Origin of the sequence: Janthinobacterium sp. B9-8, from assembly GCF_000969645.2 — a bacterium.
In the GTDB taxonomy this organism is placed as follows: Bacteria; Pseudomonadota; Gammaproteobacteria; order Burkholderiales; family Chitinibacteraceae; genus Iodobacter.
Genome location: NZ_CP014222.1, coordinates 3,467,583 through 3,493,816, shown reverse-complemented (window position 1 = coordinate 3,493,816; position 26,234 = coordinate 3,467,583). Strand labels below are relative to the sequence as shown.

Sequence of the window (26,234 nt, the reverse complement as noted above, 5' to 3'; positions counted from 1 at the left end):
CTATTACTGACTAAGCAATGCTTTAAATTGAGATGATGATTTACAAAAAGGCCCCCGCCGGGGGTAGCGAGGGCCTTGTAAGCTAGTCTAGAGCCTAATGCAGGCACTGCACGGTGCTAGTGGCTAAGCACGGTAGGCAGCTGAGATTCACCGCTGATTTTGGCTGCTACCAGTTCGGCGGTTTTTCGATCGGGGTAGGGGCCAAGCCTTACGCGATGAAGCTGGCCTATGGTTTGAATCAGGAGCTTATTGGCTTCGCTATCGAGCTGCCCAGATACATGATTACGGAAGTTTTCGGCATTGGCGAGCGAGCCAAAAGCCCCTAACTGTAAGTAGATTGCGCCATTGCCTGCATCAGCCAGCGGAATACTAATGGGCTTGGGTTTGGCTGCAATGACTGGCTGAACGGCTGCTGCTATATTGCTTGGCGTATCACTGGCCAGCAGGCTTTCTACTTCCACTTCGGCGCTGCCATTCATGGTGTACCCAAGGCGGCAGGCGGCCAAAAAAGATAAATCGATGACGCGGCCATGCAAAAACGGGCCTCTGTCGTTGACACGCACAATAATACTGCGGCCATTTTTTACATTGGTGACACGGGCATACGACGGAATAGGCAGCGTGGGGTGCGCTGCCGTAATCGCGAACATATCGTAGATTTCGCCGGTGGATGTTTTTTGCCCGTGAAATTTACGCCCGTACCAAGATGCAGTGCCGCGTTGCTTTAGCTCGCCGGGGCGCGGCAGAGGGCTAAAGTTTTGTCCTAGCACGGTATAAGGATTATTTGCCCAACGATGTAGCGGCTCCCAGCGTGGTAGTGGCTCAGGAATCTGATCGATACCCGATGGAAATGAGTCCATCGGGCCATCGTCTTTATAAAATGCACCGCTTCCTTTGGCTGAGTAGCTACAGCTGTACTGCGGCGGTGTAGTCGGTCCTGGCGGCAAATGGGTTGGCAAGGGTTTGGTCGTTGGTGGAGGCATCGGTGTAGTACTACATGCTGCCAGTAATAACGCTGCGATCAGCGAGGAGTAGTGTTGTAGCTTCATGATTTCATCAACTTACGATCACCTTGAATACTCATTAAGAGCCCAAAGCCGGTGAGCAGCGACACCATCGAGGTGCCGCCATAAGACACCAGTGGTAGGGGAATTCCCACCACCGGTAAAATGCCAGAGACCATGCCCATATTGACAAAGGCGTAGGTGAAAAAGGTGAGCGTAATGGCTCCGGCCAATAAGCGACCAAATAAAGTCGATGCGTTGTTGGCAATGACTAAGCCACGGCCAATAATCAGTAAATATAAGATCAGTAAAATAGCATTACCGAGCAGGCCAAATTCCTCACCAAATACCGCAAAAATAAAGTCTGTAGTGCGTTCAGGAATAAAATCTAAGTGGGTTTGTGTGCCGTTAAGCCAGCCTTTACCAAAGAGGCCGCCCGAACCAATGGCAATGGTGCCTTGAATAATATGGTATCCGGCGCCCAGCGGATCTTGCATGGGATCAAGCATGGTGGCAACACGGCGGCATTGGTATTCGTGCAAGATATTAATGCATAAATCCCAGTGGGTGACTACATAGGCTAGTCCACCGCCCGCAGCGCCCATCAGGCCGATAAATTTCCACGACAGGCCAGCAAAAAACAGCACATAAAACCCTGATGATGCAATAAGTAAGCTGGTGCCCAGATCGGGTTGTTTCATGATCAGGCCAACCGGCACAATCATCAGCATGGCAGCAAATAAATAATGCTTCCAGCGAATACTGGTTTCAAAATGATGGAAATACCAAGCTAGCATCATCGGCAAAGCCAGCTTCATTAATTCTGAAGGCTGAATCTTAGTTACCCCAACATGTAGCCAGCGCCGCGCACCGTGGCTAATATCGCCAAAAAGTGCCACGGCAATCAGTAGCAGCAAGCCTACCACATAGGCGGGTACGGCAAGACGTATCAATGTTTGCTGCGAGGTATTAGCCACCACCCACATCACCGTAAGGGCAATGCCCATAAAGGTGATTTTATTCATGATCATGTCTAAATCACGATTTGAGGCAGAAAACAGCAAAATCGTAGAAAGCAGCAGGACTAAAAATGTAAACAATAAGAGCCAAGGATCAATAGGCCGAATAAAACGCATCCAAATATGCTTAATCACCGATGGCTTCCTCTGGATTGCTGGCGGCTTGAGGGGCTATGCTGCTGGCGCTGGCTTTAGCAATAGCAGGCAATTTGCCGTTGATATAGTAATCCAGTGCCTGCTTTGCGATTGGCGCAGCCGCTTGCGCACCAAAGCCACCGTTTTCTACGATAACAGCGAGTGCAATGGTTGGGTTTGCTGCGGGGGCAAAGACAATAAACCAAGAGTGATCGCGTAATCGCTCGCTGATGTTTTTATTGTATTTGCTGCCTTTCAAGCTATAAACCTGCGCCGTGCCGGTTTTACCTGCGGCAATATAATTAGCTCCGGCAAAAGAGCGTGCGCCCGTGCCTTCGCGGATTACGCCTTCCATGCCGCGAATGACGCGCTCTACGTTCTCGCTTTTCCAAGTCATGGTTTTAACAGGTTGGGGCTCAACCACTTTAACAATGCCGGTAATGGGATCGATAATTTTGTTGACGGCATGCGGACGAAACATCACGCCGCGGTTAGCTAAAGTAGCTGTTGCATGCGCCATTTGCATGGGGGTGTAGCTGTTATAGCCCTGACCAATACCAATCGACACGGTTTCACCTGAATACCATTTCTGTGTGGCCGGGGTTTTAAAGCGCTTTTTCTTCCATTCCGGGCTAGGCAAAATACCCGGGCGTTCGCCATTTAAATCAACGCCAGTTGGACGACCAAAATCGAGTGTCGCCATAAATTTGGCGATATTTTCGATGCCCATTTGTACTGCCAGCTGGTAAAAATAAGTATCGCTGGATACCACAATCGAGCGATCAAAACTCATCGAGCCATAGCCGCCTGCGTGTGAATCCCTGAATTTATTATTGCCATACATAAAATAGCCGGGGTCGCTAATCGTTTGCCGGGTTAACGGGAAATCACCTTCAAGCGCGGCTAATGCCATAAAAGGTTTAAAGGTTGAGCCCGGAGGATATTCACCACGCGTGGCACGATTAAGCAGGGGTTTATCTGGCGAGGTATTGAGCTCATTCCAGTTTAAAGGGTCAATTCCATCTACAAATAAATTAGGATCAAAGCCCGGTTTGGAAACCATGGCTAATAGCCCGCCTGTTTTTGGATCGATGGCCACTAAAGAGCCACGGCGCTTATCGAATAAATCTTCCACTACTTTTTGTAATTTAATGTCGATAGAGAGCGTGAGATCGCTGCCCGGCACAGGAGGCGTGCGGCGTAAAGTGCGCACTGCCCGACCGCCGGAATCAATTTCTACTTCTTCAAAGCCTGTTTTGCCATGCAATTGCTGCTCATAGCTTTGCTCAATGCCAATTTTGCCTAAATGATCAGTGCCACGGTAATTGGCAACGACTCCTTCTTCATCAAGCTGTTCTAAATCTTTGGTATTGATGCGGCCGATATAGCCGATTAAATGGCTGGCAATTTCGCCTAGCGGATAATGCCTGAATAAGCGCGCTTTGATTTCTACGCCGGGAAAGCGATAGCTATTGGCGGCAAAGCGGGCGACTTCTTCATCACTTAAGCGAGTGCGGATCGGTAGCGTTTCAAAATCACGTGTTTCATCACGCAGCTTTTTAAAGCGGCGTTTATCTTTGGCGGTGATTTCAACAATGCTGGAGAGTTGCTCGATTGTTTCTTCCAGATTGGCTTGTTTAGAGGGCGTGATTTCCAGCGTATAGGCAGAGAAATTATGCGCCAGAACCACGCCGTTTCTATCCCGGATAATGCCGCGTGATGGCGGAATAGGCACGAGCGAGATACGGTTTTGTTCGGCCAGCGTCATATATTTATCGTGCTGAACGGCTTGCAGCCAAAAAAAACGCCCAAATAGCAAGGCAAATAAGGATAAAACAAAGAGGGCAGCCGCGATAATTCGCAGCTGGAAAGCATAACGCTCTCGGTGCTGATTTTTAATCTCGCCGCGGCTCATAGTTCTTCAGTCGTCGGTCTGCGTTGATGGGAGAGCAGAATATTGGAAAGAGGCGGCCAGATAAAGGCCGCCACAAAACTACCAGCAAAGTAAGCCCAACCTGGAAAAGGAGCGCCCATCGCGGTGCGTAGCAGCAGCATTAAAGCTTGTCCGGCTAGCATCAACCCGAGTGCAACAAAAGCCTGCTGCCAAAAAGGAAAGACAGCTAGCTGGCGCTGGCGGGCAAGAGTGAGATAGGCGATGACGGTGTAGGCCAGGGCATGTTGCCCCAAGATATTGCCATCCGCTACATCCATCAAAAGGCCTAAGAAAAACGCCACGCCCACACCTACGCGGCGGGGTTGATTGAGTGTCCAGTAGATAATAAATAGCGCAACAAAATCAGGTGCAAAGCCCACTAAACCGGCTTGCCATGGCAAAAGATTAACGCTTAAAGAAAGAATAAAAGTAAACAGAATAAAGCTGCTGCTGACCGGGCGAAGTAGCTGGCGTGAAATGGGCATTAGCGACCTTTCTTTTGCTTGGTGACCACATCTGAGGCATGGGCAGGATAAGGTGTAAGGGCACGATTGGCTTCTAGAATCAGCAAGAAGCGGTGTTGCTCAATTCCGGCCAGCGGAGTGCAGTAAATCCGTGCAAAGGCATTACTGCGTTCAATTTTATTAACTTTAGCAACAGGCAGCCCTGCAGGATATAAGCCATCAATTCCTGACGTAATCAGCGTATCGCCTTCTTTAATATCTGAATTAGATGACATATTGCGAATTTCTAAGGGCAAGTCTCTTCCCATACCATAGATCACGGTACGTAATTGATTGCGCTCAATTTGTACCGGCACCATATGGTTGCGATCAGAAATCAGGCGCACTTCGCTGGTCATGGGTTGCACACGCACAACCTGGCCGACTACGCCGCTGGCATCGACCACAATTTGCCCGGCTCGAATATTGGCTCTTTCGCCCCTGTCTACAATCAGCCGGGCCGTAAACGGATCGCGGCCGTTATAGAGGATTTCTGTCAGCTGGCTAGGTTGGCTGGCTTGTACGGTGCTGAGCTGCCTAAGCCGTGCATTTTCAGCCTCTAATGCTTTCAATTTCATGGCGTTGACGCTGGCCAGTAATTGGGCATCATGCAGTTTACGATTCTCACCAAGTAATTCAGCTTGTCTGGATAGAAAAGTACTGGTGTCTTTAAGTAGCTCAAAGGGGGCGGTAACCAGCCACTGTAAGGGATAAAGCAACACTGAAAGCTGTTGGCGGACAGGGCCAAGCATTTGAAAGTTGGCATCCCCGACTATTAGGCAAATAGACAGGACAGAAAACAGGAAAAACCGCGTCAGCGGTTTAGGTCCCTGCTTAAAAAAGGCGGGCTGAGAGGCTTGCATGAAAGACGGCCGATGATTCTCAAAAGCTAAGTAAGACGCAAACCACCATCTTGCTCAGGATGGTTTGCGTGTGTTTTATCGCAAATCGTTATTTCGACTTGCCGCCTCAAGATGTGATTAATCGTAAGTAAAGATGCTGCCTGCTTTGTCCAGCTTCTCTAGCGCTTTGCCCGAGCCACGTACAACGCAAGTCAGCGGATCTTCAGCTACAAACACCGGCAAGCCTGTTTCTTCCATTAACAGACGATCCAGGTCACGCAGCAATGCGCCGCCGCCGGTCAGTACCATGCCTTTTTCGGCAATATCTGCACCCAACTCTGGCGGAGTTTGTTCCAGCGCTTGTTTTACTGCAGATACGATTTGGTTGAGTGGTTCAGTCAGCGCTTCCAGAATTTCATTGGAAGAAATCGTGAATGAGCGTGGAATCCCTTCGGCTAGATTGCGACCTTTGACTTCCATCTCGCGCACTTCTGCGCCGGGGAAGGCGCTACCGATGCGTTTTTTGATTTCTTCAGCGGTGGCTTCACCAATCAGCATGCCGTAGTTGCGACGGATGTAGTTGATGATGGCTTCATCGAACTTATCACCGCCTACGCGCACGCTTGAAGCGTAAACAATACCGCCCAGCGAGATTACGCCGACTTCGGTGGTGCCACCACCGATATCTACCACCATCGAGCCGGTTGCTTCTTCAACGGGCATGCCTGCACCAATGGCTGCGGCCATTGGTTCTTCGATCAATTCAACTTTACGTGCGCCTGCACCCAGAGCGGATTCACGGATTGCACGGCGCTCAACTTGAGTAGAGCCACATGGCACGCAAATCACGATACGGGGAGGGGACGAGAACATGCGGCTTGGGTTCACTTTTTTAATGAACTGCTTCAGCATTTGTTCTGTGATGGTGAAATCGGCAATCACGCCGTCTTTCATCGGGCGAATGGCGTTAATGCTACCGGGTGTTCTGCCCAGCATTTTCTTGGCTTCTGCGCCTACTGCTAAAATAGTTTTCTTGCCTGACGGGCCGCCTTCTTGCTGGATGGCCACTACGGAAGGTTCATCAAGCACAATGCCCTTGCCCTGCATATAAATCAGCGTGTTGGCAGTACCAAGGTCAATGGCGATGTCGTTGGCAAAGTAGCCGGAAAGAAGTCCAAACATTCGGGTCTCACACTTTAAATAGAGGTGTTGAAGGCCGCCGGTAAAATACCCACGGGCTAATGATTTTTTTGCTGCTCTGTGCTTGTGCCTATAAGGCAAAAACGTATTTGAGTATATTTTGTCAGAATAAGGCTGTTGTCATTGATTAACTCCCTATGCAAAAAGCACAAATATTCGGGTGTCTCACATTTAATTATGCGTATTGCAGGCCGTCGGCATGGTTAGCCACGGCACGATATTGGGTTTTTCCACCTAGCTTTTTCGCCTTACGCTACATGAGTAAGGGCAGGGGCTGTTGGGCGGTGGTGCAAGCGAAAAAGTTCCGCGGCACATTTGAACCTTGATGCCTCCACCCTAGCGTGAGGACGGGTGGTAGTAATCAAACCCTGTATGATACCCTATCGAGTTGACGTTAATAAATGTTTACGGGGTAAATCCGACATGTCCCTGTCTATTGAAGATGTAGCGCGCATCGCTCGCTTGTCCCGCATTGCGGTGACCGGTGATGAATTAGCAGCTACCCAAGGCCAGTTAAACCAAATTCTTACTTTGATTGAAGAAATGCGCGCTGTCGATACCACAGGTATCGAGCCGATGGCGCATGCGCAAGATGTGATGCTACGTCTGCGGGATGATGTGGCGCGTGAGCCTAATCGTCGAGAGGCATGGCAGGCGGTGGCGCCAGCGGTTGAAGCTGGTTTATATCTTGTTCCGCAAGTGATTGAGTGAGGGGCAGGGATCATCCCCGCTAAAAAATAATGATAGAAAAATCAGTAAAACAACTGTCGGCGATGCTGGCAGCTAAAGAAATTTCTGCGGTCGAAATGGCCAGCGAGTATCTGGCGCGTGCCAAAGCCATGCGGGACTTGAATGCCTTTATTACTTTGGACGAGGATAAAACCTTTGCCGAAGCAAAAGCCGCTGATGCGCTGCTGGCAAGTGGCCAAGCTGGCGTATTAACGGGTGTACCGATCGCGCAAAAAGATATTTTTTGCCAGCAAGGCTGGAAGACCACCTGTGGCTCCAAAATGCTGGATAACTTTGTTGCGCCCTATGACGCCAATGTAATCGAGCTATGCCGCAAGGCGGGTTTGGTGAGCTTGGGCCGCACCAATATGGACGAGTTCGCAATGGGCTCATCCAATGAAAACAGCTTTTACGGCGCGGTAAAAAATCCCTGGGATAAATCAGCGGTGCCCGGTGGCTCTTCGGGTGGCTCGGCTGCTGCGGTGGCTGCACGTTTGGCCCCGATTGCTACGGCAACGGATACCGGCGGATCGATTCGTCAGCCTGCGGCATTTTGTGGCGTAACCGGTATTAAGCCTACTTACGGCATTGTCAGCCGCTTCGGTATGATCGCTTTCGCCAGCTCGCTGGATCAAGGTGGCCCGATTGGTAAAAGCGCTGAAGACTGCGCGCTGCTGCTGAATGTGATGGCGGGCTTTGACGAGCGTGATTCCACATCGCTGGAGCATGCCAAAGAAGATTACAGCCGCGATTTAACCGCACCGCTGGCGGGTTTAAGAATTGGCCTGCCCAAGGAGTATTTTGCCGAAGGGCTGGCGAGCGACGTCGCTGCCGCCGTGGATGTCGCCATTAGCGAATATAAGAAGCTGGGCGCAACGATTGTTGAAGTGAGCCTACCGAATACCAAGCTGTCGATCCCTGCCTATTACGTGATTGCTCCAGCGGAGGCTTCGAGTAATCTAAGCCGCTTTGATGGCGTGCGTTTTGGTCATCGTGCTGCGGAATATTCGGGCTTGGCTGAAATGTATGAAAAAAGCCGTGCAGAAGGCTTCGGTGCGGAAGTAAAACGCCGCATCCTGACCGGTACCTATGTACTGAGCCACGGTTATTACGATGCTTACTATCTGCAAGCGCAAAAAATTCGCCGCATTATCGCCAATGATTTCCAAACTGCGTTTGAGCATTGTGATCTGATCGCCGGGCCTGTTGCGCCAACGGCCGCGTGGAATCTGGGCGAGAAAAATGCCGACCCAACTGCGATGTATTTAGAAGATATCTACACGTTGGCGGTGAATTTGGCAGGCTTGCCAGGCATGAGCTTGCCAGCAGGCTTTGCCGCAAATGGCCGTCCGGTTGGCTTGCAACTGATTGGCAACTATTTCAGTGAAGCCAAAATGCTGAATGCGGCGCATCAATTGCAGCAAGTCACAGACTGGCACACGCGTGCGCCCAGCCTTTAACCCGTCACAGGAATCACCAAAATGAAATGGGAAGTAGTGATCGGGCTGGAAGTGCATACCCAGCTCTCGACTCAGTCGAAAATTTTTTCCAGCGCCAGCACCGCTTACGGCGCTGAGCCAAATACACAGACTTCGGTCGTCGATGTAGCGATGCCGGGTGCCTTGCCGGTAATGAACCGTGGCGCGGTAGAGCGTGCGATTCAGCTGGGCCTAGCGATTGGCGGCAAGATTAATCGTAAGTCGATTTTTGCGCGTAAAAACTATTTTTACCCTGATTTGCCTAAGGGCTACCAGATCAGCCAGTTTGAACTGCCGGTGGTTGAGGGCGGTACGATTGAGATTCAGGTTGGCGACGTCACGAAAGTCATTAATGTGACGCGCGCTCACTTGGAAGAAGACGCGGGTAAATCGGTGCACGAAGATTGCCACGGCATGACCGGTATTGATCTGAACCGTGCCGGTACACCGCTGCTGGAAATCGTTTCCGAGCCAGAAATGCGCTCCGCTGCCGAGGCCGTTGCTTACGCAAAAGCCTTACATAGCTTGGTGACATGGATCGGTATTTGCGATGGCAATATGCAGGAAGGCAGTTTTCGTTGTGACGTGAATGTTTCTGTTCGCCCGGAAGGCCAGAAAGAATTTGGCACGCGCCGTGAAATTAAAAACTTGAACAGCTTTAAGTTTATGGAACAAGCGATCAAGTTTGAAACGCAGTGGCAAATCGATCAGATCGAAGACGGCCATAAGATTCAGCAAGCAACGATTCTGTTTGACCCAGATAGCGGCGAAACCCGCATGATGCGCAGTAAGGAAGACGCGCATGATTACCGCTATTTCCCAGACCCGGATTTGCCGCCGCTTTGCATCTCTGAAGACTGGATTGAGCGCGTTAAGAGTGAAATGAGCGAGCTGCCGCAGTTGATGCGCGAGCGCTTTAGCGCGCAATACGGTTTATCGGCCTATGACGCCAGCACCTTGACCAGCTCTAAAGATATGGCGCTGTACTTTGAAGCGATGGTTGCCGCAGGCGCGGACGCAAAGCTCGCCGCTAACTGGATTATGGGCGATGTTTCTGCCACGCTGAATCGTGAAGAAAAATCGATTGGTGATAGCCCTGTTTCTGCCGCAGCTTTAGCTGGCTTAGTGAAGCGGGTGATGGATAACACCATCAACAATAAAACTGCCAAAGATGTGCTGAAAAAAATGTGGGAATCAGGTGACGTAGCGGATGTCATTATCGAGCGCGATGGCCTGAAGCAAACCACCGATACCGGCGCAATCGAAGCCATTATCGACGAAGTGCTGGCAGCGAACGCCAAGGCAGTTGAAGAGTATAAGAGCGGTAAGCTAGCCGCGATTAACTCCTTAATGGGCCAGTGCATGAAGGCCAGCAAGGGAAAAGCCAACCCAGCGATGGTGACCGAGATTCTGACCAAGAAGCTAAGCTGATTATTGCCTAGCCATTAAAAACAGCGAGCCTGCGGGCTCGCTGTTTTTTTGCAAAAATGTAGGGTGGCTGAAACCCTCGAGCAATGCTGGATCGCCCTAAGCATGATGCGATGCTTGTAAAGCATTAGCGATCACCAAAGCGTTGCATGCCGCCTTTGTTCTAACTTGTGGTTTCTCCGTGTTCTTCCTTTTAAATTCTGTGTTCTCTGTGCCTACAGATTTAAGGTTTTTTCACAAAAATCCGCTTTAAGGCTGTTGCTTAAAAATTAGGCAGGCGTTAGAATGCGCGGCCTTTTACTGCGCCAGCAGCATATGCATATCGGCCCCTATCCCCTTGTAAATAATCTGATTGTCGCTCCCATGGCGGGTGTGACCGATCGTCCTTTTCGCATGCTTTGCAAGCGATTTGGCGCGGGGCATGCGGTGAGCGAGATGATTACGGCTGACAGCAGCATGCGTTCGCACCAGAAGACCTTACACCGCGCTAATTTTGAAGGTGAACTTGCGCCGGTTTCTGCGCAAATTGCCGGTTCTGACCCGGAATTACTCGCCGCAGCTGCGCGGCATAATGTGGCGCACGGTGCGCAAATCATTGATATTAATATGGGCTGCCCGGTTAAAAAGGTTTGCAATAAGCTGGCGGGTTCAGCCCTGTTGCAAAATGAAGACTTAGTTGCAAAGATTCTGCATGCCGTGGTGCGCGCCGTAGATGTGCCAGTTACACTGAAAACCCGCTTGGGCTTTGCCAATGGCGAAGAAAACATTATGCGTGTGGCCAAAATAGCTGAAGAAGCAGGGATAGCCGCGCTGGCTATTCATGGCCGAACGCGTGAAGATATGTACTTGGGCAACGCGCGCTATGCTTTGATTGCTCAAGTAAAACAATCGATTCAGATTCCTGTGATCGCCAATGGCGATATTGATAGCCCGCAAAAAGCGGCGCTGGTGCTTAAAGAAACCGGTGCAGATGCAATTATGATTGGGCGGGCAGCGCAGGGTAGGCCGTGGATTTTCCGCGAAATTGCCCATTATCTGGCTAGCGGTGAGCTTTTGCCCGCGCCCGAAGTGGTAGAGGTTCGCGATGTATTGCTCGGCCATCTGGATGATTTATATGCCTTTTATGGTGAGTATTCAGGTTGCCGTATCGCGCGTAAACATATCGCTTGGTACACCAAGGGTTTACGAGGCAGTAATGAATTTCGCCAGTCTATGTATGCTCAGGAATCAACTTTAGGGCAGGCCAACGCCACCCGCAATTACTTTGATGGCTTGCTTACCCTTGGTGAGCGCTTGCAGTACGAAGATTTAGCCGTAGATACAGAATCACAAAAAAATGAATCGGGAGATTTATGAGTACTCAAACCGATCTGATCGCCGAGGCGATTTACGCTTCTCTCGACCAGTATTTCCAGGACCTGGACGGCGAACCGCCGTGTGCAATGTACGATATGGTCTTGGCTCGTGTTGAAAAGCCACTGTTAGAATTAGTATTAGAACGCGTAGAGGGCAATCAGACCCGAGCGGCCGATATGCTGGGTATTAACCGCAATACCCTGCGTAAGAAATTACAGATTTATGATTTGCTGTAATTGCGCGTAAGCGTAGTTCAGGTTTTTACCAAGCCAGATTGTTTATATACACAGGGAAGCTGAAATCATGACCAAAATTACCCGTGCGCTCATCAGCGTATCCGATAAAACCGGTGTGCTCGATTTTGCCAAGGCATTGGCAGCGCAAGGCGTCGAAATTTTGTCGACCGGTGGGACCGCCAAATTATTTAGCGACAACGGCGTGCCTGTGATCGAAGTGGCTGATTACACCGGCTTTCCTGAAATGCTCGATGGGCGTGTAAAAACGCTGCATCCAAAAATTCACGGCGGCATTTTGGGTCGTCGCGATTTACCTGCACACGTTGCTACGATGGCAGAGCATCAGATTGGCAATATCGATTTGGTGTGTGTGAACCTCTACCCGTTTGAAGCGACCATTGCCAAGCCTGATTGCTGCTATGAAGATGCCATCGAAAACATCGATATCGGCGGCCCGGCCATGGTGCGCTCTGCCGCTAAAAACCATGCGCATGTAGCGATTGTGACTGATGCCAGCGATTACGCTGATCTGATCAAAGAAATGCAAGCTAACGATGGGGCTTTATTACTGGCAACGCGTAAAGTGCTGGCAAAAAAAGCCTTTAGTCATACCGCTGCTTACGATGGTGCGATTTCTAACTACCTGACGTCGCTTACTAGCGACGGCGAGAAAAAATCTTACCCAGATCGCCTGAATATGCAGTTCGTTAAAGTGCAAGACATGCGCTACGGCGAAAATCCGCATCAAAGTGCGGCTTTCTATCGTGATATCGATCCGGCCATGGGCAGCCTTGCTGCTTACAAGCAATTACAAGGTAAAGAGTTAAGCTACAACAATGTGGCTGATTCTGATGCGGCATGGGAATGCGTGAAGCAGTTTGCAGAGCCAGCTTGCGTGATTGTGAAGCACGCTAATCCCTGCGGTGTGGGCTTAGGGAGTGATAGTTACTCAGCGTATCGTCTTGCTTTTGCAACCGATACCACTAGTGCATTTGGCGGCATTATCGCGTTTAACCAAACGGTGGATGCCGATACGGCAGAAGCGGTTTCCAAGCAATTTATGGAAGTATTGATTGCGCCTGCCTATACCGCCGAAGCACTGGCATTGCTGGCTAAAAAGCAAAATGTTCGCGTACTGGAAGTGCCGGTAGAGCAGGGCGCTAATCGCTTTGATGTGAAGCGCGTAGGCGGTGGCTTGCTGGTGCAAACACCGGATTCACACATTCTGACCTTGAATGACTTGAAAGTAGTTACCAAGCTGCAGCCAACAGAAGCTCAGCTTAAAGATCTGCTGTTTGCCTGGAATGTGGCCAAGTTTGTTAAATCAAACGCCATTGTATTCTGCGGTAAAGGCCAAACACTGGGTGTGGGCGCTGGCCAGATGAGCCGTGTGGATTCCACCAAAATTGCGGCGATTAAAGCCAAGGCTGCGGGTCTGGATTTACGTGGCTCGGTGGCCGCTTCTGATGCCTTCTTCCCCTTCCGTGATGGCGTAGATGTGATTGCAGAGAACGGTGTTGCCGCAATCATCCAGCCGGGCGGTTCGGTGCGTGACGATGAAGTGATTGCTGCTGCAGATGAGCATGGTATTGCGATGGTCGTGACAGGAATTCGTCATTTCCGTCATTAATTTGGCAGATAGAATATCTAAAAGCGGGGAAGAAATTCTCCGCTCATTGAGTTTATGGTATTGAGCTGTGTGTTTACTTGAGTTGCCGACGATGCGTCGGTGCTTGTGAAATATTTTGGTTGAGAAGATGAAAAAACTGTTTGCCACTCTTTGCTTGCTGATCGCCTTACCTGCATCTGCAATAGATTGCTCCAATATGTGGGATTGGGCGACGGCTGCTTGTCAGCGTGTGGATAAAATAAATAGGGAAGGTAAGAATGATCTGCTGGTTTCCGGTTATTCCTGGCATGACCGTTCAACTTATACCGCTGACAAGCTTGAAGACTTTCAAGAGTTTGCTTACGGTGGCGGCTTGGGTAAGCGCATTACGGATGAAAACAATAATCAGGAATTTATCTACGGGATGATTTTTGCTGATTCGCATAATCAGGCACAACTGCAGGTTGGCTATATGCGTCTTTGGTATTGGCCGATTGTTGGGGAGTTATCAGCGGGCTTGGGAATGTCTTTACAGCTTATTTCACGTCAAGATGTGATCGGTGGAATACCGTTTCCTGCGCCTTTGCCTATTGCATCGATTCGCTACGGCAAGGCCTCTTTGATTGGCACCTTTATCCCAAGGCTGAATGGCCAACTGAATAATGGCAATGTGGCTTATGTTTTTGGCCGCTACGAATTCGATTAACAGGAAATAAATTAATGAATATTTTGATAATTGGTTCGGGTGGTCGTGAGCATGCATTGGCTTGGAAAATTGCCCAATCTGAACGTGTAGGTAAAGTATTTGTGGCGCCAGGTAATGCGGGTACGGCACTGGAAAAAGACTTAATTAATGTTGATATCTCGGCGATTGATGAGCTGATTGAGTTTGCAAAAGCAGAAAATATTGCCATCACCGTCGTGGGGCCAGAAGCACCATTGTCGCAAGGTGTGGTTGATGCTTTTCGCGCTGCAGATTTAAAAATATTTGGCCCAACCCGCGCCGCCGCACAGCTGGAATGGTCTAAAGATTTTGCCAAAGCCTTTATGCAGCGCCATGGTATTCCCACCGCGGCTTACCAGACCTTTGCCAACGCAGATGAAGCGCACGCTTATATCAAGGCGCAGGGCGCGCCGATTGTGATTAAGGCCGATGGTCTGGCGGCTGGCAAGGGTGTGGTGGTGGCGATGACGCTGGATGAAGCGCACGCTGCGGTTGATTCCATGTTGTCGGATAATAAATTTGGTGATGCGGGCGCTCGGGTGGTGATCGAAGAGTGTCTGGTTGGAGAAGAAGCCAGCTTTATTGTGATGGTCGATGGCAAGAATGTGCTGGCGATGGCTTCTAGCCAGGATCATAAACGCCTTCTGGATGGCGATGAAGGCCCAAATACCGGTGGCATGGGCGCGTATAGCCCAGCGCCTGTGGTGACGCCTGATGTACATGCCAAAGTGATGCGGGAAGTGATTTTGCCTACCGTGCAAGGTATGGCTAAAGATGGCTCTGTGTTTACCGGCTTTTTGTACGCTGGCCTGATGATCGATACTTTGGGCAATCCTAAAGTCATCGAATATAACTGCCGTTTTGGTGACCCTGAAACCCAGCCGATTATGTTGCGTTTAAAAAGCGATTTCGTCACCCTGCTTGAACACGGCGTCAATGGCACGCTGGATCAGATCGAAGCCGAATGGGATAGACGTGTGGCAATGGGCGTGGTGATGGCTGCGGCTAATTACCCGGAAACCCCGCGTAAAGGCGATTTAATTTCAGGCCTACCAACGGTGGCCTTAGAAGACGGCCATGTGTTCCATGCGGGTACTACGCTTAATGAACAAGGTGAAGCCATCACCGCCGGTGGTCGTGTCCTTTGCGTTACGGCTTTTGGCGATAGCTTTAAAATGGCGCAAAAACGCGCTTATCAAATCTTGGCAGGCGTTTCATTTGCAGGCGCGCAATACCGTAGTGATATCGGCTGGCGAGCGATTGGCCGTAAGTAATATTTAACGCCAAAGAGAAAAGCCATGCACTGCATGGCTTTTTTTATGCCCTTTAATTGGCGAGTTTCAACGAGGCTCTGAAGATCTATACCACTAGTAGCGAGAAATGGCAGACTTCAGGATTTGAAGACGCTTAAAAGAACAGAATAAATGGCTTTTTTCAAAGAATATTTTCCTCCGTGAAACTCCGTGTTCTCTGTGACCTCCGTGGTTTAAGGTTTGTTGCATAACATCAGGGCGTGTAAATCAGGGCGTGTAATTATTTGCCTCAGCTTTGGAGCTGATACAGGTCAAGCTTGAGTGGCTTTAGAATTGACGCTGCTCTCTATGCGGCAGATGATAAATGTAAGAAAAACCATTCTCATTGCCGCTATCATGACTCTTTACGATTTACCTTCCAATACCCCCGCTAAAATTATTTCTAGCCAGCTTAGTGCCGAGCTAACTCAGCGTTTGGCGGCTTTAGGCCTGCATGCTGATCGCGAGATCGAGGTGATTCGGCGAGGATGCTTAGGTGGGCCTTTGCAGCTTAGGTGCGCCAGCACCGAGTTTATGCTGCGGCGCGATGCCGCAAGGCAGATTGTGGTCGCGCTTTTGCCCGAAGCGAATCCTCTGCTTGCTGAGCATGGGGTGCTCGTATGAAACGCGTTGCCCTCGTGGGGATGCCCAATACCGGTAAATCGACCTTATTTAACCGCATTACGGGGGGCACAGCGCGTACAGCCAATTGGCCGGGGCTAACGGTGGAATTGGCTTCTAGTCGTATTTTGCTCGGTAGCTCTATGGTGCAGATGGTCGATCTGCCGGGGATTTATGATTTAAGCGGCGGGGCCGAGGATGAGCGCCTCGCTCAGGAGTTTCTCAATAAAACTGAGCTAGATGCCATTCTTTTGGTGCTAAATGCAACGCAGCTTGATCGGCAACTGGTATTGGCTTTGCAGCTTAAAGCGCTGGGCGCGCCCTTGGTGGTTGCGCTGAATATGAGCGATGAGGCCAAGCAAGCAGGGGTACAAATTAATGTGCAAGGGCTGGCCGAGCAATTAGCTTGCCCCGTATTAAAAATAAGCGCCAAACATGGCCTAGGAATCAGCGAACTTAAAGACGCTTTGAATCGCTTGATCAGCCATCAGCCGCCTCGGCAAATTGATTTGGCAGCCGCGCCACGCTCTGAATCTTTGCATGATGAAGAGGCACGCCTCTATGCGCGTTTTATTGACCGGCCCGCCGTATTAGCGCCAGGCCCAAGCGCCATGCTGGATCGCTGGATTCTTCACCCCTGGCTGGGCCTGCCTATTTTTGTTTTGATGATGTTTTGTCTGTTTCAGCTGACCTATGTCTTGGGCGTGCCGATGCAAGATGCGGTAGGCGATGGTTTGGAATGGTTTAAACAGGCGGCACTTGTGCCCGCTGCAGCCACATGGCCGCCTTTTTTAGCGGGGCTTTTGGTGAATGGTGTGTACGATGGGCTGAGTACGGTACTGACTTTTATCCCGATTATTTTTCTGTTCTTTTGCCTGATGGCCATTATTGAAGACTCGGGTTATTTCTCCCGTGCGGCCTTTATGATGGATGGGCTGATGGCACGCCTCGGCATGGATGGGCGCGGCTTTGTGATGCTGATGATGGGCTTTGGCTGCAATGTGCCTGCGCTGATGGCAACAAGGGTGATTCGGGATAGAAAGGCGCGTTTACTGACGATGCTGGCAATTCCTTTTTCGCTTTGCTCGGCACGTTTACAGATTTTTCTCTTTTTAACCGGAGCGCTGTTTAGTCCGCTGCAAGCGCCTTGGGTGCTGTTATCACTCTATTTTGCGAGTATTTTTATCTCTATGGGCACGGCACTCCTGCTGCGTGGCCGCTTTAAATCGACTGAGCCGTTTACACTAGAGCTGCCGCCTTATCGCTTTCCTGTGTTGCGGCAAATATTTTTACGTGGCTGGGGCGAGGCTGCAGGCTTTGTGCGCTTGGCGACGACTATGATTGTGATTGGTGTGGTCTTGGTGTGGCTGTTGAGTAATTATCCAAACCCACAACACAGTTATTCCACCATGATTGCGGAATTTTTTCAGCCGGTGCTATCGCCGATCGGTATTCAGGCCGAGCTGTCGATTGCTTTAATGTTTGGCTTTGTGGCTAAAGAAGTGGTGTTGGGTGCGCTAGCGGTGATTGCTGGGCAAGACGGCCCTGCCTTGGCACATCATTTATCTATCGTGCTTGATCCGGTATCGGCTTATAGCTTTATGCTATTTTCATTGACCTATGTGCCCTGCGTTTCTACTATTGCGGCCATGCGCAAGGAATCGAATAGCGTAGCGCTAACGACTTTCTCTGTGGTCTATTCTTTATTACTCGCTTGGGTGCTGTCGTTTGTCTTTTACCAAGGGGCGAGAGCCTTAGGTTTTTGATTTGCAGATTTGGCATAAATAGGGGCAGCAATGCCCCTGTTTTGCATCCATCTTACAAAGGTTAATGAATGAGCGACTTATTGTTTCCAGAAATTCAGCCCCACTGCAGCGGCCGCCTGGCCGTAGATGATGTGCATACCCTTTACTGGGAAGAATGTGGTAACCCTGATGGCGTGCCGGTGCTGTTTTTACATGGCGGCCCCGGTGGCGGTATTTCGCCCATGCATCGTCGCTTTTTTGACCCTAGTTATTACCGCATTGTGCTATTTGATCAACGCGGCGCAGGGCAATCAACACCCTTGGGTGAGTATCGCAATAACACCACGGCTCATTTAATCGCCGATATCGAAGTATTGCGTCAGATGCTGGATGTAGAGCAGTGGCTGGTGTTTGGCGGCTCTTGGGGATCGACTCTTTCGCTAGCCTATGGCGAGGCACATCCTGAGGCGTGTTTAGGCTTTATCTTGCGCGGAATTTTCCTCTGCACTGCGGCCGAGGTGGATTGGTTTGTGAATGGCATCGGCCATTTTTACCCAGAAGTCCACACCGAATTCGCAGCGCATATTCCTGAAGCTGAGCGGGGTAATTTGCTCGAAGCCTATAGTCAGCGGCTCTTTAATGATAATCCAGAAGTCTATCTGCCTGCCGCCCGCAGCTGGAGCCGTTATGAAGGGAGTTGCCTGTTTTTAGAGCCGCAAAGCAGCACCATTGCCCAGTTTGAAACTGACGCCGTTTGCACCAGCTTAGGCCGTCTAGAAGCACACTATATGTACCATGCCGGCTTTATGGCAGAAGACCAGTTGCTGCAACAAGTGGGGAAGATTCGCCATTTGCCTGCGGTGATTATCCAAGGCCGCTACGATGTGATTTGCCCACCAAAATCGGCTTATCGCCTGCATCAGGCTTGGCCTGAATCTACTTTGCATATCATCCCTGATGCGGGTCATGCGGCAATGGAGCCGGGGATTGCTACGGCTTTAATTAAAGCGACTGAGGAATTTAAATTGCAGGGGAGGTTTTCTTAGTAGGTTTGGTGAGCCGTTGTAGGGCGGGTGGAACCCGCCGTTTTCTTGTTTGATATGTGCTAATTTAAGTCAGAAAGGCTTTTTTAGTGCCTTCGGCACGTTGATTTAGGTGCGGGCGTCCCGCTGGACCTTCCTTTCTTGCGTCGCCAAGAAACGAAGCCAAAGAAGGCGACCCCACAAACGCGAAACCCCTTCGCTGCGGACAATCGAGCGGCGGCTGCGGAACTCGCTTCGCTCAAACAGTCCTCGCCGAAACCCCGCCCGCTTGTTCCTCGCTCGGCGCGTTTTCAGGGGGGGATAAAAGCCCTGTGCAACAAGTATCGGGATGAACTTAGATGGCTGCGTTTGGAAGTGTCCAAACTTCAAATTTCAAAGTAAATCGCTTAATTCCCCCTCCGTTTTTCTCCGTGAAACTCCGCGTTCTCCGTGCCCTTCGTGTTTCAAGATTTGGGTTTGGGTTTACGCAGCAACAAAGCTAACTTCTCTTCTTCATCCTCAGGCTTTTTAGCCCTTGGGTGAGTTCGGTCGTATTCTTGCGCTAGGTGCTGGTAATCGAGGTGGGTATAGACTTGGGTGGTGGCGATGCTGGCGTGGCCGAGGAGTTCTTGCACGGCGCGCAGGTCGTGGGAGCTTTGGAGTAAATGGCTGGCGCAGCTGTGGCGCAGTTTGTGCGGGTAGAGTGGCTCGGCGATATTGAGTTTGGTTTCCCAGTATTTGATGCGTAGTTGCACAGCGCGGGTGCTGAGCGAGCCGCCGTTTTTTCCGATAAATACCGTGTTGTCTTTCGGGGTCAGTTTGGGGCGCTCTAGAAGCCAGCGGCGGATGGCTTCACATGCCACGCTGCCAACGGGCAGTTGCCGGGTTTTGCCGCCCTTACCCGTGACTACCGCCATGCCGTGGTTGAGGTCTAAATCCAGCAAGGTAATCGAAACCAATTCCGCCACGCGCAGGCCCGAAGAATAAGCCAGCTCGAAGATTGCTTTATCCCGGCAGGCCAAGATTTCGTCGTCAGGCATGTTTTCTAAAAAGCCGCTGGCGTCATCAATGGTCATCGCAGCGGGTAGTTTTTTACTGGCTTTCGGAGGCTTTACTCCATCGGCGGGGTTCATCGGCCAGTGAAAATCTCGGCACATCAGGCGATAAAACGTGCGCCAGGTTGAAAGCGTGCGGGCGATGCTTCTGGCCGATAGGCTTTGGCCGGTCAGTTTACGCACATAGCCGCGAATTTCTTTGGGTGTGAGCGCCGATAAATCATGGCCAGCAGCGCATTCGATCAGGGTGGCCATATCGCGCTCATAGGCTGCACGCGTGTGCTCCCCTGCGCCTTTTTCACCTTCCAGGTATTGCACAAAGTGGGCGAGCATGGCGTGTTTTGCGCTGATTTGTTCGGTGCTATCGCCTTTTGCTGCAGGCTTGGCATCTTCCCCTCTGGTCTGGGGAAGACGCTCTGTGGTGGCTTGCATTACACTTCTTCGGTGAGCAGCATAGGCTCGTCATCGGGCGCAAATTGAGGTACGGCGCGGCGAATCGATGCGGATACTAAATCAGACAGGCGCTGCAAATACAGCGTGCCCATATCAGGGTAGAAGCGCTCGATATCTTCGCTGGCCATGACGAGTACGCCAAATGGCTCGCCGCCGGTACGCAGGGCAAATTGGGCGAAGGATTTCAGCGTAGTGGTGTCGCATTCAAACCAAGAAAGCACTTCATCGGTTACATAGGGGCCGCAGTAAGGCGATACTAAGTTTTGTGCTAGCTTTTGCACGGCGTCTCCTACGGGAGCAAATTCGCGCAGATTACAATCGCTATCCAGCCACAGCCGTAAGGCGATATGCGGTATGCCAAAGCGATGCTGCAAATGGTATTCCAAGGTGCCGATCATGCTGGCTAAGTCATCAGCCTGCATCAGGCTGACGCTGAGTTGGTGCAGCTTTTCCGAAATATGGTCGTTTTCTTCACCAAATTGCAGCAAATCGCCTAAGCGCAGCTCTAGCGAGCGGTTTTTCTCGCGCAGGGTAAGCAGTTGCCGCTCGGCCAGAGAAATCGCCTGACCACGGTGCGTGTGTGGCACATAGATTTCAGCCAGTTCATCGGCGTATTGGTCAAAAAATTCCGGGTTGTCCCGTAGCCACGCGACGATTTCATTAGGCTGCATATTCTTCTCCTTGGAGATTGATAGTACCGTCAAACACGGTGACGGCAGGGCCGGTCATCCATACTGCTTGTGAATCCCCTTCCCAAGCAATGGTCAGCTCGCCACCATGAGTGAGGACACGAACTTGCGGATTGAGTAAGCCACGGCGGATTCCTGCTACAACAGCCGCACAAGCGCCGGTGCCGCAAGCCAATGTTTCGCCCGCAGCGCGTTCAAACACGCGTAGCTTGATTTCATCACGGCTGATGATTTGCATAAAGCCAACATTCACCTTAGCCGGGAATTGCGGGTGGGTTTCAATTTTTGGGCCGATACTGGCAACGGGGGCGACTTCAACATCAGTAACAACTTGCACAGCGTGTGGGTTGCCCATGGATACCACACTAATCTCAAAGATTATTCCGTCAATATCCAGTGGGTGAATGATGAGATCGCTGTCAGCAATGAAGGGGATTTCCTTTGGGGAAAATTGCGGCACGCCCATATTGACGCTGACATGGCCATTGTCTTCCAGCCGTGGATAAATCACCCCTCTTGCTGTTTCAACGGCGATTTCTTTTTTAAGGCTTAGCTTTTTATCGTGCACAAAGCGAGCAAAGCAGCGTGCGCCATTCCCACATTGCTCCACTTCGCTGCCGTCATTATTAAAAATGCGGTAGCTAAAGTCGATATCGGCACGCGTGGAAGGCTCTACCAGTAAAAGCTGGTCAAAACCAATACCAAAATGCCGATCACCCAGCCGGCGTATGGTGTCGGTGCTCAGCTTGATCTGCTGATTTACCCCATCAATCACCATAAAATCATTACCTAGGCCTTGCATCTTTGTGAACTGAAGTTTCATATATCTGGCGCGCCGCTGAAGAATTTAACTAAAGGTAAACTTAGCGGCCATTTAAGGCAATGCGTGAGCAAGAAAAAAATCACATGCTAAGCTTTGCTTGGCGAATTTAAGGTGATGCCCGTATGGGTTTTAGTTTGTACATGATCGGCGCATTGTGCAATACACTGATTTTTTGTGTCAGAGCATGACTTGATTTATATAGAAGCCCCCCGCATCGTTTTTTTTGCAAAACGGACATTTTTATTCATTTATGTGTTTTCTAAAGTCTTTTTAAAAGGATTATAAAAATGCTAAAACCAACCTTATTATTTGCAATCTTGCTAGGCAGTTGTTTATTTACTACCTCCGCACAAGCTCGCAATGAAGGGAGTGAAATACTGCAAAGTGGTTTGATGTCCGTGGTGCTTTCGCCTGTATTGTCGCTACAAGGTAAGCCCGTTGAAGCCTCTGCGGCATTTGGTTTGGGAGTGGGCTTTACGGTGGTAGGTGTTGGTAAGGTGGCGGCAGAGGCGAGCATGCTCACGATTGAGCGAGTGAGTGATGGCAGTCGTTATATGGTGAAAGTTAGCGAAGCCATGCTTAAAGAATTAGGTATTGCCGTGGGCACATCGATTAAAACGACCGCTGAAAGCACCGGCTATGCTTTGATTGCCTCGGGCAAATTAGTGGCGTTTATTCCCAATGAAATAGGGATGTCTTTGCTGCACCAATCCAAAATTTCCGCCCAATAAGGGGATGCTTGCATGCGCTTGAATCAATGGCTGCTTGGGCTGATCGCCAGTCTGCTAATGAGCCATGTCTGGGCTGGGCGTGCGTGCCAGGATGCGTCGCCTAATACTGAAACATTCCGTCAGGCGATGGCCGCGGGCTACGCCAGTATGCAGCAGCTGGATGAAATCAAGCCTAAAGTGGCGCTGATTGCGAGGGTAGGCCAAGATTTATCGGCTTACAATCTACGGTTTTCTCATCTGGGCTTTGTTTGGCGCGACCCTAGCGCTCAGGGCCAATGGTGGGTGATGCATTTATTAAATCAGTGCGGCACGGTGCAATCGGATTTATGGCGTGAAGGCTTGGCTAATTTTTTTATGGATGATCCTTTTGCCTATGATGCTTTGATTATTGTTCCATCTATTGCTGTGCAAGATAAGCTGCAATCCTGGTTAAGTGAGCAAAGCAAAATGGAGCAATTGCATGGCAGTAAATACAATATGCTGGCCTATCCGTTTTCCACGCTCTATCAAAATTCAAATCAATGGGTGTTAGAAGGTTTAGCGTCGGCAATGAGCCGTGATCTGGATATTCGCAGCCGTGTACAAGCCCAGCAATGGTTGAAATTGATGAATTACCAACCTAGCGAGCTAAAAATAAATACTTTTAAGCGCTTGGGAGGGCGGATGTTTCGCGCCAATATCGCTTTTGACGATCATCCAACGGATCGGCGGATGGCGGGGAAAATTGATACCGTAACCGTTGATTCGATCGTGAATTTTTTGCAGCAAGCTATTCCGGAAAGCCGCAGCTATTTAGTAGAAGCGAAAAAATTACCGGAATTGCGCTAAGGTTTAAGGCTTGGGATATTGCGTTGGATAAACACTAGCTAGTGAATTTAGTCTTGATCTTTAAAAAGCCGTAGCTGGAGCTGCGGCTTTTTTGCTAAATAAAGTTTTTACGTACTTTAAAAGCAAATAAATCGTGCTGATCGGGGAGGCTTTCCATTTCGATCAGTCCTTGTGCCGTCAGGCAGCGTAAGCGCCACATGGCTAATACGTCACTGCGAAAAAAGTCTTTGCTAGCCTGTATCCAAAGCCCTGCAATCTGGCTGCAAGGCAAATAGTTATCGGTGATTAAAGCCAGCATTTCGGCGTCAAGCGCGGTTTCGCCCAGATGTTGAAACGTCTGCCCATTCCAGCCACGAAACATACTGATTTGCTGGCACAGCGTTTGCCATTCTTGCGCTAATTTTTGTAATTGGGCGAGGGGAACGAGTTCGCTATTGGCCGATTCGATTTGCTCGGGGCGAAGCAGGCTGAGTGGTACTTGACCTGCAATATAGCTGGCGACTCCTGAGGTGTCAGGAATAATCAGCTTAAAACTTCGTCCGGTTTGATTTCGCCACCATGCTAAGCGGCGTAGCAAAAGCGCCTCGCCACAAGATGTGCCTATCCATAAAGTAAGATCTTCCGGCAGGGCCGCGAGCTGGGCGTTGCCTGCGGGGAGCACATCGCTAAAGTCAAAGCTGGATAGCGGGAAGACTTCATTCCAAAACTGAATTCTGGCTGCGGGGTAAACATGATCGATATCACCCAGCGGGCCAAGAGCTAAGTCATCTCTGTGAATGCGGATATCGGCATAGGGGCCAAGCAACTCCCGCAGAACATCTGCGGCAAAATCCCCTAAGACCAGATGGCAGCTCACAGGCAGAGCCTTAGATAATCAATCTTGATACATCGATCCATCACCACAAACAGCCCCGCCGCTTGGGCGCGTTCTGCCGCTGCCTCATTAATAATGCCCTGCTGAATCCAAATCGCCGGGATCTGCAAGGTAATGGCTTCATCCACAATGGCATCGATTTGCTCGCTTGCCCGAAATACATTCACCAAATCCACCTTGCCCGGCACATCACTTAGGCTGGCATAGGCGGGCTCTCCCAGTACGCTTTCGGTAAACGGGCGCACCGGCACAATTTGCATACCTACCTGTTGCATCACTTTGGCCACAGCAAAGCTTGGTCGATCGGGTTTGGGAGAAAGGCCTACTACGGCGATGCGATGAATGCTAAGCAGAAACTGCCGGATGGCTGAGTCACTAGGATTTTGGAAAATAGCTTTTCTCCTGAGGTGTATTGATTGTGATGTTATGCAGAGATTATCTTTTTAGTGCCTTCGGCTCGTTGATTTAGGTGCGGCATCCCCGCGAAGTATTTGATTTCTGAACGGCCAAGCAAGGAAGCAAAACCGCAACCTCAAAAGCACGAAGGTCTCTCACTGCGGATAATCAGCTCGGCGTAGCGGCTGCTCGGGAGCAAGCCGCTACCCCTTTTCCGAAACCCCGACCCGCTTATTCCTCGTGTCGCGGCTTCAAGGGGGTTTTTAAGCCCCATGCCACTAGTTGTGATAAAAGTCCAGATTATCTGGTTTGAGAGTGCTTAAATTCCAAAGAAAATTGCTGAATTAAGAAACTGTTTTTCTCCGTGAAACTCCGTGTTCTCTGTGGCCTCCGTGTTTCAAGATTTGGGTTTTACTGCGCGGCATCAGTTACAAATCTAAAACCATCACTCCATCGGCCTCAACCAGTGCGCCTTTAGGTAGAGCTGCAGCCTGAATGGCGGCTCGGGCAGGGTAGGGCTCGGTGAAATATTGCCCCATGATGTCGTTGAGTGCGGCAAAGTTGCTCAGGTCGGTAACAAATACACCTAGCTTTGCAATATTTTGCAAGTCACCACCTGCGGCCTGACATACCGCACGCAGATTCTGAAAGACTTGATGCGCTTGGGCATTAAAGCCCTCGGCCAGAATGCCGCTGGCAGGATCAAGGCCGATCTGGCCGGATAAATACACGGTATTACCAATTTTGACTGCTTGCGAGTACGTGCCGACGGCTTTGGGTGCGCTGTCGCTATGGATAATGGTTTTGTTCATTGTGTTCATTTATTTAGGCCTCTGAATAATAAAGCGCTCACCAATCACGGCGTAGTCTGGGCCGCCAAGGCGGGAGAGCGGGTCGAGTGGCTCGGGGTGGATGCGCCCGTCTCTGAGCAAATCGTCGGCCACGCCAATGTGTATCACTTCCAGCAAAATTAAATCAGCCACAACAGGGTCCCCTACCTCTACATGCATATGCAGACGGCACTCCAGCGCAATACCGCAATCGGCAAGGCGGGGTGGTTTTACGGCTGTGGATGGCGTAAGGGCTAGCCCAAGGGCGGTGGCTTCGCTTTCATTCGGGGCAAAAGCGGCCGCGCTGGCATTCACTTGCGGTGCGTGTCCGCGCGATGGCAGGTGAACGACGCATTCGCCCGTTTGCAAAATATTGCGCGCAGTATCTTTAAGCAGGGCATTATCGTGGCGGCGATTAATACTGACCGACACAATCATGGGTTCATTGGAAACAATATTGAAGTAAGAAAAAGGCGCTACATTGACTATTCCATTGCTGCTTTGGGTATTGATCCATGCAATAGGGCGCGGTACAACACAATCGCTAATTAAAGCGTATTTTTCATCGGGCGAGAGCGCCGAGATTGTTAATTCCATGCTTGTGCTGCCCATTCTGGCTTAAGTATTGAACGTAAATGGGGGCAAATCTGATTAACTCAATACAAATCTTAAAAGATAA

At 50.3% G+C, this 26,234-nt stretch carries 26 protein-coding genes; 13 read left to right on the top strand and 13 right to left on the bottom strand.

Annotated features, from left to right (window positions below; all coding sequences use genetic code 11):
• Window positions 1-116: 116 nt before the first annotated feature.
• The 6 genes from VN23_RS22345 to VN23_RS15800 all read right to left on the bottom strand — a co-directional run bounded on the left by VN23_RS22345 (window position 117) and on the right by VN23_RS15800 (window position 6,618).
• The gene (locus VN23_RS22345; protein WP_046351515.1) at window positions 117-1,049 is read right to left on the bottom strand and encodes a septal ring lytic transglycosylase RlpA family protein; all 933 of its coding nucleotides are present in this window, start codon (window positions 1,047-1,049) and stop codon (window positions 117-119) included.
• A complete protein-coding gene (gene rodA, locus VN23_RS15820) occupies window positions 1,046-2,140 on the bottom strand; it encodes a rod shape-determining protein RodA (RefSeq protein WP_046351610.1) in 1,095 nt (364 codons plus the stop codon). The genes VN23_RS22345 and rodA overlap by 4 nt, the downstream gene beginning before the upstream one ends.
• A 10-nt stretch (window positions 2,141-2,150) precedes the next feature.
• Window positions 2,151-4,073, bottom strand: coding sequence for a penicillin-binding protein 2 (gene mrdA / locus VN23_RS15815; protein WP_046351516.1), 1,923 nt, complete (start codon window positions 4,071-4,073; stop codon window positions 2,151-2,153).
• Window positions 4,070-4,576 (bottom strand): rod shape-determining protein MreD, encoded by a 507-nt coding sequence (gene mreD, locus VN23_RS15810; protein ID WP_046351517.1) that lies wholly within the window; start codon window positions 4,574-4,576, stop codon window positions 4,070-4,072. Before mreD ends, mrdA begins: the two co-directional genes overlap by 4 nt.
• The gene (gene mreC / locus VN23_RS15805; RefSeq protein ID WP_046351518.1) at window positions 4,576-5,457 is read right to left on the bottom strand and encodes a rod shape-determining protein MreC; all 882 of its coding nucleotides are present in this window, start codon (window positions 5,455-5,457) and stop codon (window positions 4,576-4,578) included. The genes mreD and mreC overlap by 1 nt, the downstream gene beginning before the upstream one ends.
• Before the next feature lie 117 nt (window positions 5,458-5,574).
• Complete coding sequence (locus VN23_RS15800; protein ID WP_046351519.1) at window positions 5,575-6,618, bottom strand: rod shape-determining protein; 1,044 nt, start codon at window positions 6,616-6,618, stop codon at window positions 5,575-5,577.
• 441 nt (window positions 6,619-7,059) lie between these two features.
• Here VN23_RS15800 and gatC point away from each other — a divergent pair, with 441 nt between their 5' ends.
• From gatC to pip, 11 genes are all read left to right on the top strand, one after another.
• Window positions 7,060-7,347 (top strand): Asp-tRNA(Asn)/Glu-tRNA(Gln) amidotransferase subunit GatC, encoded by a 288-nt coding sequence (gatC, locus tag VN23_RS15795; protein ID WP_046351520.1) that lies wholly within the window; start codon window positions 7,060-7,062, stop codon window positions 7,345-7,347.
• Between the two features lie 29 nt (window positions 7,348-7,376).
• On the top strand, window positions 7,377-8,825 hold the full coding sequence (gatA, locus tag VN23_RS15790) for an Asp-tRNA(Asn)/Glu-tRNA(Gln) amidotransferase subunit GatA (RefSeq protein ID WP_046351521.1): 1,449 nt from the start codon (window positions 7,377-7,379) through the stop codon (window positions 8,823-8,825).
• Between the two features lie 21 nt (window positions 8,826-8,846).
• Complete coding sequence (gene gatB / locus VN23_RS15785) at window positions 8,847-10,274, top strand: Asp-tRNA(Asn)/Glu-tRNA(Gln) amidotransferase subunit GatB (protein ID WP_046351522.1); 1,428 nt, start codon at window positions 8,847-8,849, stop codon at window positions 10,272-10,274.
• A 312-nt stretch (window positions 10,275-10,586) separates the two neighbouring features.
• Entirely contained in the window at window positions 10,587-11,627 is a 1,041-nt protein-coding gene (gene dusB, locus VN23_RS15780) for a tRNA dihydrouridine synthase DusB (protein ID WP_046351611.1), read from the top strand.
• Window positions 11,624-11,863, top strand: coding sequence for a helix-turn-helix domain-containing protein (locus VN23_RS15775; RefSeq protein WP_046351523.1), 240 nt, complete (start codon window positions 11,624-11,626; stop codon window positions 11,861-11,863). Before dusB ends, VN23_RS15775 begins: the two co-directional genes overlap by 4 nt.
• A 67-nt stretch (window positions 11,864-11,930) precedes the next feature.
• Window positions 11,931-13,493, top strand: a complete 1,563-nt coding sequence (gene purH / locus VN23_RS15770; RefSeq protein ID WP_046351524.1) for a bifunctional phosphoribosylaminoimidazolecarboxamide formyltransferase/IMP cyclohydrolase — start codon at window positions 11,931-11,933, stop codon at window positions 13,491-13,493.
• A gap of 127 nt (window positions 13,494-13,620) precedes the next feature.
• Window positions 13,621-14,178 (top strand): hypothetical protein, encoded by a 558-nt coding sequence (locus tag VN23_RS15765; RefSeq protein WP_046351525.1) that lies wholly within the window; start codon window positions 13,621-13,623, stop codon window positions 14,176-14,178.
• A 14-nt stretch (window positions 14,179-14,192) separates the two neighbouring features.
• The gene (gene purD, locus VN23_RS15760) at window positions 14,193-15,470 is read left to right on the top strand and encodes a phosphoribosylamine--glycine ligase (protein WP_046351526.1); all 1,278 of its coding nucleotides are present in this window, start codon (window positions 14,193-14,195) and stop codon (window positions 15,468-15,470) included.
• Between the two features lie 300 nt (window positions 15,471-15,770).
• Window positions 15,771-16,112 carry a FeoA family protein gene (locus tag VN23_RS15755; protein WP_052746545.1) on the top strand — a complete coding sequence of 114 codons (342 nt, stop codon included), beginning with the start codon at window positions 15,771-15,773 and terminating at the stop codon, window positions 16,110-16,112.
• A complete protein-coding gene (gene feoB, locus VN23_RS15750; protein ID WP_046351527.1) occupies window positions 16,109-17,875 on the top strand; it encodes a ferrous iron transport protein B in 1,767 nt (588 codons plus the stop codon). The genes VN23_RS15755 and feoB overlap by 4 nt, the downstream gene beginning before the upstream one ends.
• Window positions 17,876-17,943: 68 nt before the next feature.
• Window positions 17,944-18,900, top strand: a complete 957-nt coding sequence (gene pip, locus VN23_RS15745; protein ID WP_046351528.1) for a prolyl aminopeptidase — start codon at window positions 17,944-17,946, stop codon at window positions 18,898-18,900.
• A 440-nt stretch (window positions 18,901-19,340) separates the two neighbouring features.
• On the opposite strand, the gene VN23_RS15740 is transcribed toward pip, so the two are convergent.
• The 3 genes from VN23_RS15740 to dapF are packed head-to-tail and all read right to left on the bottom strand — an operon-like array spanning window position 19,341 to window position 21,896.
• On the bottom strand, window positions 19,341-20,363 hold the full coding sequence (locus VN23_RS15740; protein WP_197432934.1) for a tyrosine recombinase XerC: 1,023 nt from the start codon (window positions 20,361-20,363) through the stop codon (window positions 19,341-19,343).
• Window positions 20,363-21,055, bottom strand: coding sequence for a DUF484 family protein (locus VN23_RS15735; protein ID WP_046351529.1), 693 nt, complete (start codon window positions 21,053-21,055; stop codon window positions 20,363-20,365). The genes VN23_RS15740 and VN23_RS15735 overlap by 1 nt, the downstream gene beginning before the upstream one ends.
• Window positions 21,045-21,896: a diaminopimelate epimerase gene (gene dapF, locus VN23_RS15730; RefSeq protein WP_046351530.1), complete on the bottom strand. Its 852-nt coding sequence runs from the start codon at window positions 21,894-21,896 to the stop codon at window positions 21,045-21,047. Before dapF ends, VN23_RS15735 begins: the two co-directional genes overlap by 11 nt.
• Before the next feature lie 287 nt (window positions 21,897-22,183).
• Here dapF and VN23_RS15725 point away from each other — a divergent pair, with 287 nt between their 5' ends.
• Window positions 22,184-22,627 carry a hypothetical protein gene (locus VN23_RS15725; RefSeq protein ID WP_046351531.1) on the top strand — a complete coding sequence of 148 codons (444 nt, stop codon included), beginning with the start codon at window positions 22,184-22,186 and terminating at the stop codon, window positions 22,625-22,627.
• 12 nt (window positions 22,628-22,639) lie between these two features.
• Entirely contained in the window at window positions 22,640-23,455 is an 816-nt protein-coding gene (locus tag VN23_RS15720) for a DUF2145 domain-containing protein (RefSeq protein ID WP_046351532.1), read from the top strand.
• Window positions 23,456-23,549: 94 nt separating this feature from the next.
• Here the strand turns inward: VN23_RS15720 and VN23_RS15715 are convergent, their stop codons facing one another.
• From VN23_RS15715 to VN23_RS15700, 4 genes are all read right to left on the bottom strand, one after another.
• Window positions 23,550-24,311, bottom strand: coding sequence for a DUF3658 domain-containing protein (locus tag VN23_RS15715; RefSeq protein ID WP_052746546.1), 762 nt, complete (start codon window positions 24,309-24,311; stop codon window positions 23,550-23,552).
• Entirely contained in the window at window positions 24,308-24,664 is a 357-nt protein-coding gene (locus VN23_RS15710; protein ID WP_335339399.1) for a CoA-binding protein, read from the bottom strand. The genes VN23_RS15715 and VN23_RS15710 overlap by 4 nt, the downstream gene beginning before the upstream one ends.
• Before the next feature lie 489 nt (window positions 24,665-25,153).
• Entirely contained in the window at window positions 25,154-25,537 is a 384-nt protein-coding gene (locus tag VN23_RS15705; RefSeq protein WP_046351615.1) for a Rid family detoxifying hydrolase, read from the bottom strand.
• Between the two features lie 9 nt (window positions 25,538-25,546).
• The gene (locus VN23_RS15700; RefSeq protein WP_046351616.1) at window positions 25,547-26,152 is read right to left on the bottom strand and encodes a flavin reductase family protein; all 606 of its coding nucleotides are present in this window, start codon (window positions 26,150-26,152) and stop codon (window positions 25,547-25,549) included.
• Between the last annotated feature and the right edge of the window lie 82 nt (window positions 26,153-26,234).

Excerpts from the sequence above, each read along its gene's own strand:
- mreC (WP_046351518.1), bottom strand. The coding sequence starts at position 5,457 with ATGCAAGCCTCTCAGCCCGCCTTTTTTAAGCAGGGACCTAAACCGCTG.
- VN23_RS15720 (WP_046351532.1), top strand. The coding sequence starts at position 22,640 with ATGCGCTTGAATCAATGGCTGCTTGGGCTGATCGCCAGTCTGCTAATG.
- VN23_RS15740 (WP_197432934.1), bottom strand. The coding sequence starts at position 20,363 with ATGCAAGCCACCACAGAGCGTCTTCCCCAGACCAGAGGGGAAGATGCC.
- feoB (WP_046351527.1), top strand. The coding sequence starts at position 16,109 with ATGAAACGCGTTGCCCTCGTGGGGATGCCCAATACCGGTAAATCGACC.
- gatC (WP_046351520.1), top strand. The coding sequence starts at position 7,060 with ATGTCCCTGTCTATTGAAGATGTAGCGCGCATCGCTCGCTTGTCCCGC.
- VN23_RS22345 (WP_046351515.1), bottom strand. The coding sequence starts at position 1,049 with ATGAAGCTACAACACTACTCCTCGCTGATCGCAGCGTTATTACTGGCA.
- rodA (WP_046351610.1), bottom strand. The coding sequence starts at position 2,140 with ATGCGTTTTATTCGGCCTATTGATCCTTGGCTCTTATTGTTTACATTT.
- dapF (WP_046351530.1), bottom strand. The coding sequence starts at position 21,896 with ATGAAACTTCAGTTCACAAAGATGCAAGGCCTAGGTAATGATTTTATG.
- dusB (WP_046351611.1), top strand. The coding sequence starts at position 10,587 with ATGCATATCGGCCCCTATCCCCTTGTAAATAATCTGATTGTCGCTCCC.
- VN23_RS15775 (WP_046351523.1), top strand. The coding sequence starts at position 11,624 with ATGAGTACTCAAACCGATCTGATCGCCGAGGCGATTTACGCTTCTCTC.
- VN23_RS15700 (WP_046351616.1), bottom strand. The coding sequence starts at position 26,152 with ATGGAATTAACAATCTCGGCGCTCTCGCCCGATGAAAAATACGCTTTA.
- purH (WP_046351524.1), top strand. The coding sequence starts at position 11,931 with ATGACCAAAATTACCCGTGCGCTCATCAGCGTATCCGATAAAACCGGT.
- gatB (WP_046351522.1), top strand. The coding sequence starts at position 8,847 with ATGAAATGGGAAGTAGTGATCGGGCTGGAAGTGCATACCCAGCTCTCG.
- gatA (WP_046351521.1), top strand. The coding sequence starts at position 7,377 with ATGATAGAAAAATCAGTAAAACAACTGTCGGCGATGCTGGCAGCTAAA.
- VN23_RS15735 (WP_046351529.1), bottom strand. The coding sequence starts at position 21,055 with ATGCAGCCTAATGAAATCGTCGCGTGGCTACGGGACAACCCGGAATTT.
- VN23_RS15705 (WP_046351615.1), bottom strand. The coding sequence starts at position 25,537 with ATGAACAAAACCATTATCCATAGCGACAGCGCACCCAAAGCCGTCGGC.
- mreD (WP_046351517.1), bottom strand. The coding sequence starts at position 4,576 with ATGCCCATTTCACGCCAGCTACTTCGCCCGGTCAGCAGCAGCTTTATT.
- VN23_RS15765 (WP_046351525.1), top strand. The coding sequence starts at position 13,621 with ATGAAAAAACTGTTTGCCACTCTTTGCTTGCTGATCGCCTTACCTGCA.
- mrdA (WP_046351516.1), bottom strand. The coding sequence starts at position 4,073 with ATGAGCCGCGGCGAGATTAAAAATCAGCACCGAGAGCGTTATGCTTTC.
- VN23_RS15725 (WP_046351531.1), top strand. The coding sequence starts at position 22,184 with ATGCTAAAACCAACCTTATTATTTGCAATCTTGCTAGGCAGTTGTTTA.
- pip (WP_046351528.1), top strand. The coding sequence starts at position 17,944 with ATGAGCGACTTATTGTTTCCAGAAATTCAGCCCCACTGCAGCGGCCGC.
- VN23_RS15800 (WP_046351519.1), bottom strand. The coding sequence starts at position 6,618 with ATGTTTGGACTTCTTTCCGGCTACTTTGCCAACGACATCGCCATTGAC.
- purD (WP_046351526.1), top strand. The coding sequence starts at position 14,193 with ATGAATATTTTGATAATTGGTTCGGGTGGTCGTGAGCATGCATTGGCT.